13 protein-coding genes are annotated in these 12,716 nt (G+C 47.5%); 8 read left to right on the top strand and 5 right to left on the bottom strand.

Features of this window, described 5'->3' with window-relative positions:
- The first annotated feature begins 48 nt into the window (after positions 1–48).
- The 4 genes from K0036_RS05920 (at position 49) to K0036_RS05935 (ending at position 2,816) form a co-directional block, all read left to right on the top strand.
- Positions 49–273: a hypothetical protein gene (locus tag K0036_RS05920; RefSeq protein WP_220430943.1), complete on the top strand. Its 225-nt coding sequence runs from the start codon at positions 49–51 to the stop codon at positions 271–273.
- Between the two features lie 144 nt (positions 274–417).
- Entirely contained in the window at positions 418–798 is a 381-nt protein-coding gene (locus K0036_RS05925; RefSeq protein ID WP_025644445.1) for a diacylglycerol kinase family protein, read from the top strand.
- Between the two features lie 94 nt (positions 799–892).
- On the top strand, positions 893–1,240 hold the full coding sequence (locus K0036_RS05930; protein WP_025644443.1) for a phasin family protein: 348 nt from the start codon (positions 893–895) through the stop codon (positions 1,238–1,240).
- On the top strand, positions 1,233–2,816 hold the full coding sequence (locus K0036_RS05935) for an ABC1 kinase family protein (RefSeq protein WP_173692918.1): 1,584 nt from the start codon (positions 1,233–1,235) through the stop codon (positions 2,814–2,816). The genes K0036_RS05930 and K0036_RS05935 overlap by 8 nt, the downstream gene beginning before the upstream one ends.
- A gap of 53 nt (positions 2,817–2,869) precedes the next feature.
- Here the strand turns inward: K0036_RS05935 and K0036_RS05940 are convergent, their stop codons facing one another.
- Positions 2,870–3,214, bottom strand: a complete 345-nt coding sequence (locus tag K0036_RS05940) for a hypothetical protein (protein ID WP_220430944.1) — start codon at positions 3,212–3,214, stop codon at positions 2,870–2,872.
- Positions 3,215–3,385: 171 nt separating this feature from the next.
- Here K0036_RS05940 and K0036_RS05945 point away from each other — a divergent pair, with 171 nt between their 5' ends.
- The gene (locus K0036_RS05945; RefSeq protein ID WP_220430945.1) at positions 3,386–5,506 is read left to right on the top strand and encodes an EAL domain-containing response regulator; all 2,121 of its coding nucleotides are present in this window, start codon (positions 3,386–3,388) and stop codon (positions 5,504–5,506) included.
- A gap of 17 nt (positions 5,507–5,523) precedes the next feature.
- Positions 5,524–8,091: a diguanylate cyclase domain-containing protein gene (locus K0036_RS05950; protein WP_220430946.1), complete on the top strand. Its 2,568-nt coding sequence runs from the start codon at positions 5,524–5,526 to the stop codon at positions 8,089–8,091.
- 76 nt (positions 8,092–8,167) lie between these two features.
- Here K0036_RS05950 and K0036_RS05955 read toward each other — a convergent pair whose 3' ends face one another.
- The 4 genes from K0036_RS05955 to K0036_RS05970 all read right to left on the bottom strand — a co-directional run bounded on the left by K0036_RS05955 (position 8,168) and on the right by K0036_RS05970 (position 11,217).
- Positions 8,168–8,968 (bottom strand): ABC transporter permease subunit, encoded by an 801-nt coding sequence (locus K0036_RS05955; RefSeq protein ID WP_025644432.1) that lies wholly within the window; start codon positions 8,966–8,968, stop codon positions 8,168–8,170.
- Positions 8,961–9,848, bottom strand: coding sequence for an ABC transporter ATP-binding protein (locus K0036_RS05960; RefSeq protein ID WP_173692921.1), 888 nt, complete (start codon positions 9,846–9,848; stop codon positions 8,961–8,963). The genes K0036_RS05955 and K0036_RS05960 overlap by 8 nt, the downstream gene beginning before the upstream one ends.
- Positions 9,845–10,471, bottom strand: coding sequence for a TetR/AcrR family transcriptional regulator (locus K0036_RS05965; protein WP_025644428.1), 627 nt, complete (start codon positions 10,469–10,471; stop codon positions 9,845–9,847). The genes K0036_RS05960 and K0036_RS05965 overlap by 4 nt, the downstream gene beginning before the upstream one ends.
- A gap of 122 nt (positions 10,472–10,593) precedes the next feature.
- The gene (locus K0036_RS05970; RefSeq protein WP_220430947.1) at positions 10,594–11,217 is read right to left on the bottom strand and encodes a YwaF family protein; all 624 of its coding nucleotides are present in this window, start codon (positions 11,215–11,217) and stop codon (positions 10,594–10,596) included.
- Positions 11,218–11,322: 105 nt separating this feature from the next.
- Here K0036_RS05970 and K0036_RS05975 point away from each other — a divergent pair, with 105 nt between their 5' ends.
- Together K0036_RS05975 and K0036_RS05980 are read left to right on the top strand one after the other, a co-directional pair.
- Positions 11,323–12,222, top strand: coding sequence for a DMT family transporter (locus K0036_RS05975; RefSeq protein WP_220430948.1), 900 nt, complete (start codon positions 11,323–11,325; stop codon positions 12,220–12,222).
- Positions 12,215–12,700, top strand: coding sequence for an HD domain-containing protein (locus tag K0036_RS05980; RefSeq protein ID WP_220430949.1), 486 nt, complete (start codon positions 12,215–12,217; stop codon positions 12,698–12,700). Before K0036_RS05975 ends, K0036_RS05980 begins: the two co-directional genes overlap by 8 nt.
- Positions 12,701–12,716 lie beyond the last annotated feature (16 nt).

A 12,716-nucleotide genomic window follows, 5' to 3' on the forward strand; every position in this document is an offset into this window, starting at 1 on the left:
GAGTAATTCCGTACGGTCAAATATTATGGCAAAGAGGAGATTTGTGGGATGGCAAGATGCAAGAAATCGTATGAGGATCAATTAAAGGCAGTAGAAGAACAGATAGCAAAGGTACAGGAGAAACTCAATCATCTCAAAGAACAGCGCGAAAATATCCTGTCAAAAAAGCGAGAGGAAGAGTTGGCAGAACTATACCAGGTGCTTCAGGAAAATGAACTTACGGTAGATGACGTGTTAGGCATGCTTCAGGAAAGCGAGGTACAGACAGCATAAGTCGGGGAACGGGGCAAGAGAGTCAAATCTTTTGCCCTGTTTTTGTATATGCATGGAAAAACTATCAATGATATAAATTTGACATCCCAGCTTATTGTCCTTACAATGAAGATATAAAAAGTACTAAAGAGAGTGAAAGAGAAGATGAAAAAACAGAAGAAGAATCCATTATATAAAAGTTTCCGCTATGCATTCGAAGGAATTATTGCAGGGATCAAAAAGGAGCGGAATATGAAGATCCACTGCATGGCGATGGTTCTGGTCATTGCAGCGGGAATCATCTTGAAACTATCCATAACAGAGTGGTGCATCTGCCTTGTGCTCTTTGGAGTAATACTTGCGCTGGAACTGGTCAATACTGCCATAGAGGCGGTGGTTGACCTGGTAACGGAGGAGTACAGGCCTTTGGCAAAACTAGCTAAGGATACGGCAGCAGGCGCAGTCTTGATCGCGTCGATAATGGCTGCAGGGGCGGGAATCTTGATCTTCCTTCCCAAGGTCCTGAGACTTGTGGGAGCGCTTTGATTTGCGGGGATGCATAGATGCATAAAATGGTGTAGAATAATAGAGAACAAGGAAACAGGTTTTATTAACAGAAGACAGAAAGGGGACATGCAGCATGGAGAAACTGGGAGATGGCGTAAAGAAGGTACTGCTGGCTGGCATCGGAGCAGTCGCCGTGACAGCCGAAAAGTCAAGGGAACTACTGGATGAGATGGTAAAAAAGGGAGAACTTACCGTAGAGCAAGGAAAGGTTCTCAATGAGGAACTGAAGCATAACATTAAAAAGACGGTGAAGGAAAATGTCAATGTTTCGATCAAGCCGTCTTCTGCCGAGGAACTGGAAGAGCTGGTAAGCCAGATGACGCCGGAGCAGCTTGCCGGGCTGAAGGAGCAGATTGCAAGAAAAGAGGCAGAAGTTAAAGCCGATGTAAGCGAAGAAACTGACGGAGCAAAGGATGAGTAAAAAGGAATCAGGCGAATACGGTGCCCGGTTAAGGGAGATGACCTCTGTACTGCACAAGCACGGCATAACCAGAGGAGTGACTCCGGAGAAACTCCGGCTGATACTGGAGGATCTGGGACCAACTTTTATTAAACTGGGGCAGATTATGTCTATGCATTCGGACATCCTGCCCAAACGGTACTGTGATGAATTGATGCGGCTGCAGTCTGAAGTGACGCCGATGCCCTTTGAGGAAGTGGCAGAAGTAATCGAGGGAGCATATGGCTGCCCATGGAAGGAAATATTTCTCGAGATAGAGGACACGCCTCTTGGATCAGCCTCTATCGCGCAGGTGCACAAGGCCGTACTGGGCAATGGATGCAAAGTCGTGGTGAAGGTTCAGCGCAAGGGAATCTATGAGACGATGGCAAGGGATATCAGCCTCCTCCACAAAGCAGTAAAGCTTCTGCCGCCGGTCAGCCTCAAAGGCGTGGTGGATCTGGACATGGTTTTGGATGAACTGTGGGCGGTAACGCGCGAGGAGATGAATTTCCTGACAGAAGCGGCCAATATGGAAGAGTTTGCCCGCAGAAATGAAGGAATTGCCTACATCGGCACCCCTGTGCTCTACCAGGAATATACAACGCTTCACGTGCTGGTCATGGAGTATATCGAAGGATACAGGCTGGATGAAAATGAGGCGCTTATCGATAATGGATATGATTTGAAAGAGATTGGCAGCAAACTGGTAGATAACTATATCAAGCAGGTGATGGAAGATGGGTTCTTCCATGCGGATCCTCATTCAGGCAACGTTAAGATACGGGATGGGAAGATCATCTGGATTGATATGGGCATGATGGGACGCCTCACTGAGCGGGACCGCGAGCTGATCGGGAATGCGGTGCAGGGAATCGCGTTAAATGATATCGGGATGATACAAGAAGCGGTGCTCGCACTGGGAGAATTCAAAGAGAAGCCGGATCAGAACAGGCTATATAAGGATATTGACGGCCTGCTTCTTAAGTATGGCAACGTTGATATGGGAAAGATTAACGTGGCAGAGGTCATGACGGACCTCATGGACGTCATGAAGGAAAATAAGATTGCCATGCCCCATGGCCTGACGATGCTTGCCAGAGGCCTGACGCATATGGAAGGCGTGCTTGCAAGCCTGTCACCGGATATCAATATGGTGGAGATTGCTTCCGCTCATATGGCTGGCGAAGTCTTAAGGAATAAGGACTGGAAGAAGGAAGCAAAGGCCGGGGGAAGGAGCCTTTACCGGTCATTGAAGAAGGCATTGGATATCCCGGCGCTGACGGCGGATATCATGCATGGCTACTTAAAAGGGCAGACAAGGATCAATCTGGATCTGCATGCGGCGGATGATCTGGCCCTGCTTCTTAGGCGTCTGGTCCGCAATATTGTGATGGGGCTATGGGTAATGGCGCTGCTGATCAGTTCCAGCATCATATGTACGACGGATATGTCGCCTAAGATCTGGGGGATTCCCGCGCTGGGAGCCTTTGGCTATCTGATGGCCTTTGGGATTGTCATGTATGTATTTTTAAAACATATTTTTTCGAAAAAGTAAAGGATGCAAGGGGAAGGATATTCCCCTGCATCCTTTTTTTTGCAAGCGGATCATTACTGGCAGTATTTTTCCATATCTTCTTCGAAGTCGGCGATCTGCCTGGCAAGGGACTCTCTGTGCGCATCCGTCAGGGCCGCCGTAAGAGTTGCCATATTCTCTTCGATCTGGGCAGGGTTATAAGGAATATCCAGGGCAAAATCGCTGAATGCGCGTATCTTCTGAAAATACATATTCGTATCAGGCTCCTCATGGCCGTTTCTGCACATGTGGTACATAGTAACGCAGTCGGTTGCCTCGGTATCTGTACATTCCTTGCAGATCCATTTTCCCAGATAATAATATCTTCCCCCAATATCATATAAGAATCCGGGGAGTTTTAATAATTTTTCCACCATCATTGAACGATACCTCCTTCATCTAAATACAACAGTAGCAAATACGACGGGAAAAAGCAAGCTTTTTGGCTTCTAAAGTGAATTTTTAGGATAGTCTTTTTCTGGATAATAGTGTACAATTAAAGCAGTGAGATTTTGTAAGTCAAGACTCAGAGCAGACGTAAGGAGAAGACGATGGAAAATGCACGGCATACGATGCTATTAGTAGATGATACAGAGATTAATCTTGACATTCTGGAAGGGATTTTTGAGGCTGATTTTATTATATTAAAGGCACTGAATGGAAAGCAGGCGTTGAAGGTCCTGAAATCACAGAAGGTTGATATTGTCATATTGGATGTTGTTATGCCGGAGATGGATGGCTTTGGGGTACTGGAGGCAATGAAGGAAGATCCTGCGCTTGCGGACATCCCGGTGATCATAGCGACAGCGGACGAAGGCGAGAATGAGGAAAGGGCGCTGCTTAACGGCGCCGATGATTTTATCAAGAAGCCATATAATCCAGTAGCTGTTTATAAGCGTGTGGAAAATATTCTGGTTAAGCACGTGCTGGAGCGGGAGAAGTTAAAAGATGCCCTGAATAATTCCAAGATGGAATTTCAATCCCTGGCAGACAGCGTGCCGAGAGGAATCAGCGTATGGAAGGCGGAAGATAAGATAAGCGTCCGCTACTATAATGATGGATGGTGCGAGCTTATGGGGTGTACCCCGGAGAGGTTTGCCGAGAAATATGCGGAAGACCTGTCCAAGGTCATCTATCCTCCGGACCGCGAGAGGGTGATGGGGGCGCTGCTGGCAGACAGCAAGCCGGGAAGAAGCGTGCACTTGGAGCATAGGATCGTGAGAGACGACCAAGAGGTAAGATGGGTCAATCTCTCAGCAGTACATTACAAGACGGAAGATGGCGCCCCGATCTACCGGGCGGTGGATATCGACGTTACCTCCAGCAAGGAGAATGAGATCCTGGCGGAGCAGCGGAACGTGGAGTTGCGGCATATATTGGAGCATGACTCGCTTACGGATGTATATAACCGTTATGGGTTCTGCACCAGGACATCAAGTTTTCTCAAAGACCATCCGGATGAGAAGTATGTGATCATGCAGCTGGACATTGAGCGGTTTAAGGTTGTCAATGAATTATATGGCATTGATGTAGGAGATAAGGTGCTGTGTACTCTGGCTGAGTGCCTGAAGAAGCATCTGGAAGGCATCGGAGTATTTGGAAGGTTTGAGGCGGACCATTTTGTAATGTGCATACCGGATGACAGGGAGTTCCAGGAGCATGTACGTACCACGCTTCAGAGTCAGATGGCCGATATGGGGCTGCGTCATGAGATTGACTTATATTTTGGAATCTATCCGATTACGGACAGGGACATGTCGGTAGAATTAATGTGTGACCGGGCGCAATTGGCGCTGGAGAGCATTAAAGGAAACTACAATCAGAATTATATCATATATGATGATATCATGAACCAGAAGGTTCTTCTGGAACAGGAGATTACTAATGAGATGGAGTGGGCGCTGGAGGGCGGCCAGTTCCAAGTATATATACAGCCGATCTACAGCCTGAAGGAAAACTGTCTGGTAAGCGCTGAGGCGCTGGTTCGCTGGTTCCATCCCGAAAAGGGAATGATATCTCCAGGAGACTTTATCCCATTTTTTGAGAAAAATGGCTTTATTGTCAAACTGGATGCTTATGTAAGGGAAAAGGTGGTTGAATTGCTGGCTGCTGTCAAGAAGCAGGGAAAGAGAAGCGTTCCGGTGTCTGTCAATCTGTCCAGACTGGAACTATATGACCCTGATTTTTGCAACAAGCTGGTAGGCCTGATTGAGAATTATCAGGTAAGCCCGGAATATCTAAGGCTGGAAATCACAGAGAGCGCTTATACCGATAACCCGCAGCAGTTGCTGGATACTATAGGAGTTCTGCGGAAGTATGGATTTGATATATTGATGGATGATTTTGGCAGCGGGTATTCTTCTTTGAATATGCTAAAAGAAGTGCCGGTAGATATTCTGAAACTGGACATGCGTTTCCTTGCGGGAAATGATGTGTTTGGAAGGGAAGCCAGCATTCTGGCATCCATCGTGCACATGGCTCATGATATCGGAATGGCTACGGTTGCCGAAGGAATAGAGACGGAAGAGCAGGCAAGCTTTTTAAAGAAGATCGCCTGCGAATATGGGCAAGGCTACTACTATTCGAGACCGATCCCAAGCGAGAAGTTTCTTGAATTGCTGGATTCCGGGACGCATGCCGAAGGCAGGCGGGCCTCTGGCAGCAAGGCTTAGGAATCAGAGGTACATATATGGGGACGGATAAAGAGGAAGTTTTGGGAAAAGGTATTTTTGAATCCATTTTAGAGCAGATGAACGCCAATATATTTATCATGGATGCACAGACCGGCATCATTGTTTTTATGAATGAAATGATGAAGAGGGACTTTGGCATTAAGGAGGCGGAAGGCAGACGCTGCTTTGAAGTCCTGCAGAGAGGAATGACGCAGAGGTGCTGCTTCTGCAAGCGGGATAAGCTGCTGAAGATGTGGGAGGCAGGAGAAGAGGCCGGCATTACCTGGATAGAGGAGAATACGCTGGATGGACGCAGTTATAAGAATCATGACCGCCTGATTCCGTCTCAAGGAAGGCTGTATCATGTACAGTACTCTACAGATATGACGGAATTAATGAGACTGTCCAAGAACGCAGCCATGGATGAATTGACGAAGGTTCTGAACCGAAGAGCGGGAAAAGAGCGGCTGGACCTGATGCTGGAGCAATCCAGGAAGGAAGAGAGGCCCCTCTGCGTTGTCCTGCTTGATATCAATCAGCTGAAGACAATTAATGATAATTATGGCCACATCGAAGGCGACAGGCTGCTAAAATATGTGACCTGCCTCGCAAAAGAATCTATAGGGGAAGAAGATATGATCTTCCGGCTTAGCGGGGACGAATTTGTAATCGCATACTATGGCGAAGATATATTAGGGACGGAAGAACGAATGAGGCTGATACAGAAGGAGATCGATAAAAGGAGGGAGGAATTCTCCATCTTTTATCCGGTGTCCTTCAGTTATGGCGCGATCCAGGTGTATCCAAGCGACACTTTGAGCGTCTCGGATATATTGGGAAAAGCGGACGAGCAGATGTATGTCCAGAAGCGGCAATACCATATTATGCAGGCGAAGAGCAGGCTGGAGGGAATGGAGTGCAGCAAGGGACAGGCGGCTGATTTTGAATATGACAAAGAACATCTTTATGAAGCGCTGATCGTCGGAACGGATGATTATATATTTGTAGGAAATATGAAGACAGGCGTATTCCGGTATCCGCCGAAGATGGTCGAAGAGTTCGGCCTGCCGGGCGAAGTTGTAGAGAATGCGGCGGCCTTCTGGGGCGAACTGATCCATCCGCATGACGAGCAGTATTTTCTGGAGAGCAACCAGGAAATTGCAGATGGAAGGGCCAGCTACCATAATATAGAATACCGTGCAAGAAATATCCGGGGGGAATGGGTCTGGCTAAGATGCAGGGGCAAGATGATTCCCGATGAGTATGGGGAGCCGGGCTTATTTGCCGGCATGATTACCAATCTTGGGAAAAAGAACCAGATTGATCATATGACAGGCCTGTATAACCGGTTTAAGTTGGAAGGCGATGTAAAAAAACAGCTGGCAGATGGCGACAGCAGCATGAAGTTCGGTATTATGATTCTTGATATGGATTCGTTTCACAATATCAACGATCTGTACAACCGATCCTATGGAGACGAGATACTGCGTATTGCCGGGCAGAGGATATCCTCTATCATTCCGCCCAATGCAAAGGCATACAGGCTGGATGGAGATGAATTCGGGGTATTGGTTCTTGGCGGGGAGAAGCAGGAGTGCTTAAGCATATATGGAAAGATACAGAACGCGTATCAGAAGCAGCAGGAATATAATGGAAGAAAGTACTATTGCACGATTTCGGCAGGATGCGTGTTCTATCCCCAGGACGCGGACAATTATCTGGACTTGATGAAGTATGCGAATTATTCGCTGGAAGCGTCCAAGGATGCTGGTAAAAACAGAATGACCATATTTTCGGGCAGCCTTCTGGCGGAGAGGGAGAGAAGCCTGGGACTGATGGAAGAGTTAAGGGAGTGCGTAGAGAGAGGCTTTGCAGGCTTCGCAATCTATTACCAGCCGCAGATCGTGGTGGATACGCAGGAACTATACGGGGCGGAGGCCCTGGCCAGGTGGAAAAGCGTAAAATATGGCAACGTATCCCCAATCGAGTTCATACCTCTTCTGGAAAAAAGCGGACTGATTATAGAATTCGGCGCATGGATCTTTTATCATGCAGCGATGCAGTGCAAGAAATGGATGGAGCAAAGAAACGATTTCCAGATGAGTGTAAATCTATCGTATCTACAGCTGTTGGAGGGGGATATTGTGGATTATATGCAGGAGACGCTGGAATCTCTGGAACTGGCTCCACAGCATATTACAATGGAACTGACAGAGACCTATCTGGTAAAGGCAGACGCGGATGTGCTTGGCACGATGGAAAGGATGCGGAGGATGGGCATAAGGATTGCCATGGATGATTTTGGCGTGGGATACTCGTCTCTGCATTCGCTTAAGAATATTCCAGTAGACCTTGTAAAGATTGACAGGGGATTCGTAAAGGGGATTGACGGAGATATTTTTAACGCAACCCTTATCCGTTCCATCACGGAGTTATGCCATGATGTGGGGAAAACGGTCTGCCTGGAAGGAGTAGAGATAGGGGCAGAGTATGAGGTGGTCCGGGATATGGGACTGGAACTGATCCAGGGATACTACTATGGGAGGCCGGTACCGGCCGATGAATTTGAGAAACAGTTCTTTTGATATAGGAAGTGTAAAAGCGGCGGGAAAGTACGAGGATAAGAAAATCCGGTATTTTCCCGCCGCTTGCTTTTTGCGCCTATATAGATAGGTTCTTCCGGCTGAAATGCACGATTGCGATCAGGTAGCCAAGAAGCCCGATGGCATACAGGATCAGGCATCCGAGAAAGGCTTCGCTTTTGGAGGCGGCCAGGCCGTCTGGATCAAAGAGTGTAAGCGGCGTAGCGTATTTTAGATTCTCAAATTTGTCCCCTACCTGGGAAATCATCTGCACCAGGAGGGAATACACGACGACTGCAGACGATGCTCCTGTGCAGTATCTGCTTTCATTAAAAAGGCAGGAAAAGAAGAAGCAGATTCCGCCAAAAAAGAGGAACAATCCGAAAAGCCCGACATTTACCCGCAGGAAGGCGGCCTTTTCCAACTCGCCGGGAAAGAGCGCTTCGCTAACGATAAGTATCAAGAGAGTGACATATACTGCCATCGCAAGAAGGCAGGCGACCATGAAAAAGGCCTGCGTCCCTGCCAGCTTGCTTCGCTTATGCGGAACGGACAGCAAATATGCCATAGAGCCATTGTCTACATATCTTGCAATAAGGCGGTTGGACAGAAGAATGATGAAGACTCCTGGAAACGCTGTAAACAGTATGCCATATAAATAGCCTATGATAGACTCCAGCAGCGTCGTTCCTACATCTGCCATTCCAAACGCAGAAAACAGCTGGGGCATGCTCTCGGCCATGGCCCGCAGGCTGTCGCCAAGCTTAGGGTCGAACATGGCAATGATCATGCAGGAATACATGCTTAAAACGGCGAGAAATATGAGAAGCAGTATATAGTTGGATTTGAATTCTTTTTTTAATAAGGTCGTGTTAATCATCTTCCTTCCCTCCATAAAAATGCATGAATATTTCTTCCAGCGACTGGGTCTTTATATCCAGATCAGCCACAGGATACTCGGAAGCCAGCTTAACCAAGGCATCCATATTGCCCTTCACCTTGACGGTGACCGATTCCCCGTTCTGGCGGGCAGAAGGCATTCTGGATGCAAAGTCCCGGGCCGTATCCGCGGAAGGGAATTGTAATTCTACGATCTTACGCTTGTTCTGGCGAAGTTTTTCTATATCCTCCACCGCCGCCAGACGTCCTTCGCGTATGATGGCCGCCCGGTCGCAGGTACGCTCCACCTCTTCAAAGATGTGAGAGGACAGAAGGATCGTCTTGCCCTTCTTCTTCTCGTCAAGAATCAGATCGATGAAGGCGCTTTGCATCAGAGGATCCAGGCCACTGGTGGGCTCATCCAGTAAAAGGATGTCAGGATCCTGCATAAAAGCGCATACGATACCTATTTTCTGCTTGGTTCCTTTGGACATTTTCTTGATCTTGGGAGAAGGATCCAGTTCGAACCGCTCCATCAGCTGATGGGCGCGGCCAAGTTCCTTCATGCCCTTCATCCGCGCAATGAAACGGATGAATTCCATGCCAGTCATAGAGTCGATGAATGCGATCTCCCCGGGTAGATAACCAACAAAGCGCGCGATCTGGTCCGCCTCCTTGAAGCAGTCTTTTCCCAGAATCAAGACCTTGCCTTTGTCAGGCTTTAGGAATCCCATCAACTGGCGGATGGTAGTGGTCTTTCCGGCGCCGTTGGGACCGAGGAAGCCCAGGACTTCCCCGCGCTTTACCTGGAAGGCAATGTCAAAGACGCCCCGACCGCCGCCGTAATCTTTGGTTATATCCTGAATGTCTATAATGTTCATACCAGATATTCCTCCTTGTAAACGAATTTGCGGAACATTTCCATCCATTTCGTGAATTCAGCCATCATTACGTCCATATCCGGCTGCTGACCCAGCATGCGGGCTTCATGCAGATAGCCGTCTGCCATCCAGATCAGCATCTTGCAGATCTCATGGGGAGATATGCCATCCTTAAATTTGCTGGCGTCTATATGGCTGAAATAAGCCTGATAGATCACATCCTGCTGGACGAAGTTATGATTCCTGAGGTCATCCGAAACATCTTCTTTCTCCGAGTAGAATGCCCGCATGGCAAAATCCATGATATAGGGGCTGCCTTGCTCCATTACCTTTACTTTTTGACGGGCCGCATATTCCAGAAGTTCAAAGAAATCAGTAATATTAAGAATGTCCCTGTCAGGCAACTGTTCTTTCATTACATCCATGATATAGTTATAAAGATACAGATACAGTTCCTTCTTATTATGAAAATAATAGAACAGAGAGCCTTTGGAAATTCCTGCTTTTGCGGCAATCAGGTCGGTGGAAGCATGCTTGTAATCGTACTTTGAGAATACTTCTATGGCTGCATTGATGATCTGATGGCGTTTTTCTTCCGGAAGGGCAAAGAATTTTTCGTTCATATAACCTCCTTTATATAAGTGGCTTTGGATGTTCGCCGGTCTGATTGACTGGAATGGTCAGTTCTTAAATATCAGAATACCTGATTGACTGGAATTTACAACCCCTTTATGAGAAATTTCCGCTATTTTTTCAAATCGGTTTTCCAGGACTGATGGAAGAGCCAGCCGCCAAAGACCGTGGCTGCGATATAGGAGAGGATTCCGGCCTCATTGCCCCATAAGCGTACGATATCACGGAACACGATCTGGTTCATATAATAATGAGGGCTGATATAGAACATATTGATAGCGCCATACTGGTAGAATGCCAGATTGAAAAAGGTCGCCAAAAGACAGCAGGAAAGGTAGCAGCATGCGCTCCCGAGAAAGCCTTTCGCCGAATCATCGGCTTCTTTTGATAAACCGGCAAACAATCCGATTGTAATCAGCAGGATGTGCCACGCATAAGAGTGGATGGTCAGTGGCAGATATTCATAGTGCATGCCGCTTGTATCAAAGAACGCAAAGATTCCGCCCAGCAGTCCGAAGTTCATAAGGAATGTGATCAGAATGCTGCGCAGCCTTTCGGTATGTATCCAAGGAATCACCAGGCACAGATACATAGGGATGCTGCATAACTGGAAGGGGAAATACCACCAGTTATATTGCCCGTGGTTCAGGATATAAGTAAGGCACCATTGCTTCCACAACTCGCTTAAAAGCATCAGGATGCCACAATATAGGTAAAAACGATTCTGCTTCTTCATATCAGATAATCTCCTTGCTTTTATTATACACAAATAAATGCCATTATGCTATAATACGGATAGTTGTCTGCTGACAAAAGAAAAATAGATATTGGAGTGAGCGTTATGAAAATAAAAAATGGAATTATGCTGGTGCTGACCGCATTTATATGGGGGACGGCCTTCGTGGCCCAAAGCGTCGGGATGGACTATTTGGGACCTTTTACTTTTAATGGCGTGCGAAGCCTGATTGGCGGCGTAGCGCTGCTTCCCTGTATCTGGCTCTTTCAGAAAGGAAAGGGCAAAGCCACAGAGAAACCCAGCCGTGGCGCGAGGAAGGAACTGATCGCAGGGGGAATCGCCTGCGGGCTTCTTCTGTTTGCGGCCAGCAGCCTGCAGCAGATTGGAATTCAGTATACTACGGCAGGAAAAGCAGGATTTATCACTGCATTTTACATCGTGATCGTACCGGTGCTGGGGATATTTCTTCATAAGAAGATCAGCGGAAAGGTCTGGGGGGCTGTGGCCATAGCGCTGGCGGGACTGTACTTCCTTTGCATTACGGAGAAGTTTGCCGTGGGAAAGGGGGATATCCTGATTTTCCTATGTGCGCTTGTATTTTCCATTCATATCCTGGTGATTGACTATTTCTCGCCCAAGGTGGACGGAGTGAAGATGTCCTGCATCCAGTTCTTCGTCTGCGGCATCGTATCCCTGCCGCCCATGTTCTTTACGGAGACGCCGAAGATCGGGGCTATCGTGGAAGGGTGGGCGCCGCTCTTATATGCAGGCGTTCTGTCCTGCGGCGTGGCTTACACTTTGCAGATCATTGGCCAGAAGAATGTGAACCCGGCGGTCGCTTCATTAATCTTAAGCCTGGAGTCCTGCTTTTCCGTGCTAGCCGGATGGATGGTGCTGGGAGAAAAACTTTCCATGAGGGAATCCGTAGGATGCGTCCTGATGTTTGCGGCGATTATTCTGGCACAGCTGCCGGATAGGAAGAAGGAGGAACTGCAATATGAATAATCAGCTGATCATGGAGATGACGCGATATTATAGCGGAGATCCAAAACATATCCAGCATTTTATGAAAGTCTATGCATATGCCAGGATGATCGGCGAGATGGAAGGGCTTGACAGAAAGACGCAGCACATGCTTGAGACGGCGGCAATCGTTCATGATATAGGGATTAAGGAAAGCATGAAAAAATATGGAGACAGCGCTGGGCATCATCAGGAGCAGGAAGGCCCTGCGGTGGCGGAAAATATGTTGGAGCGATTGGGCTATGAAGGGGATATTATCAAAAGGGTCTGCTATCTGGTAGGCCATCATCATACTTATCAGGGCATAGATGGCCTGGACTATCAGATTCTGGTGGAGGCGGACTTCCTGGTGAACCTGTATGAGAACGGCTCTTCCAAAGATGCGGTGCTGGCGGCTATGGACGGAGTATTTGTTACAGAAAGTGGAAAAGATATCTTAAGGAATATGTTTCTTGCATGATATGAAAAGATATAAA

Origin of the sequence: [Clostridium] scindens (assembly GCF_019597925.1) — a bacterium.
GTDB lineage: Bacteria > Bacillota > Clostridia > Lachnospirales > Lachnospiraceae > Clostridium_AP.

Coding starts and splice junctions, on each gene's coding strand:
- K0036_RS05975 (WP_220430948.1), top strand. CDS start 11,323: ATGAAAATAAAAAATGGAATTATGCTGGTGCTGACCGCATTTATATGG.
- K0036_RS05965 (WP_025644428.1), bottom strand. CDS start 10,471: ATGAACGAAAAATTCTTTGCCCTTCCGGAAGAAAAACGCCATCAGATC.
- K0036_RS05945 (WP_220430945.1), top strand. CDS start 3,386: ATGGAAAATGCACGGCATACGATGCTATTAGTAGATGATACAGAGATT.
- K0036_RS05930 (WP_025644443.1), top strand. CDS start 893: ATGGAGAAACTGGGAGATGGCGTAAAGAAGGTACTGCTGGCTGGCATC.
- K0036_RS05955 (WP_025644432.1), bottom strand. CDS start 8,968: ATGATTAACACGACCTTATTAAAAAAAGAATTCAAATCCAACTATATA.
- K0036_RS05970 (WP_220430947.1), bottom strand. CDS start 11,217: ATGAAGAAGCAGAATCGTTTTTACCTATATTGTGGCATCCTGATGCTT.
- K0036_RS05960 (WP_173692921.1), bottom strand. CDS start 9,848: ATGAACATTATAGACATTCAGGATATAACCAAAGATTACGGCGGCGGT.
- K0036_RS05920 (WP_220430943.1), top strand. CDS start 49: ATGGCAAGATGCAAGAAATCGTATGAGGATCAATTAAAGGCAGTAGAA.
- K0036_RS05980 (WP_220430949.1), top strand. CDS start 12,215: ATGAATAATCAGCTGATCATGGAGATGACGCGATATTATAGCGGAGAT.
- K0036_RS05950 (WP_220430946.1), top strand. CDS start 5,524: ATGGGGACGGATAAAGAGGAAGTTTTGGGAAAAGGTATTTTTGAATCC.
- K0036_RS05925 (WP_025644445.1), top strand. CDS start 418: ATGAAAAAACAGAAGAAGAATCCATTATATAAAAGTTTCCGCTATGCA.
- K0036_RS05935 (WP_173692918.1), top strand. CDS start 1,233: ATGAGTAAAAAGGAATCAGGCGAATACGGTGCCCGGTTAAGGGAGATG.
- K0036_RS05940 (WP_220430944.1), bottom strand. CDS start 3,214: ATGATGGTGGAAAAATTATTAAAACTCCCCGGATTCTTATATGATATT.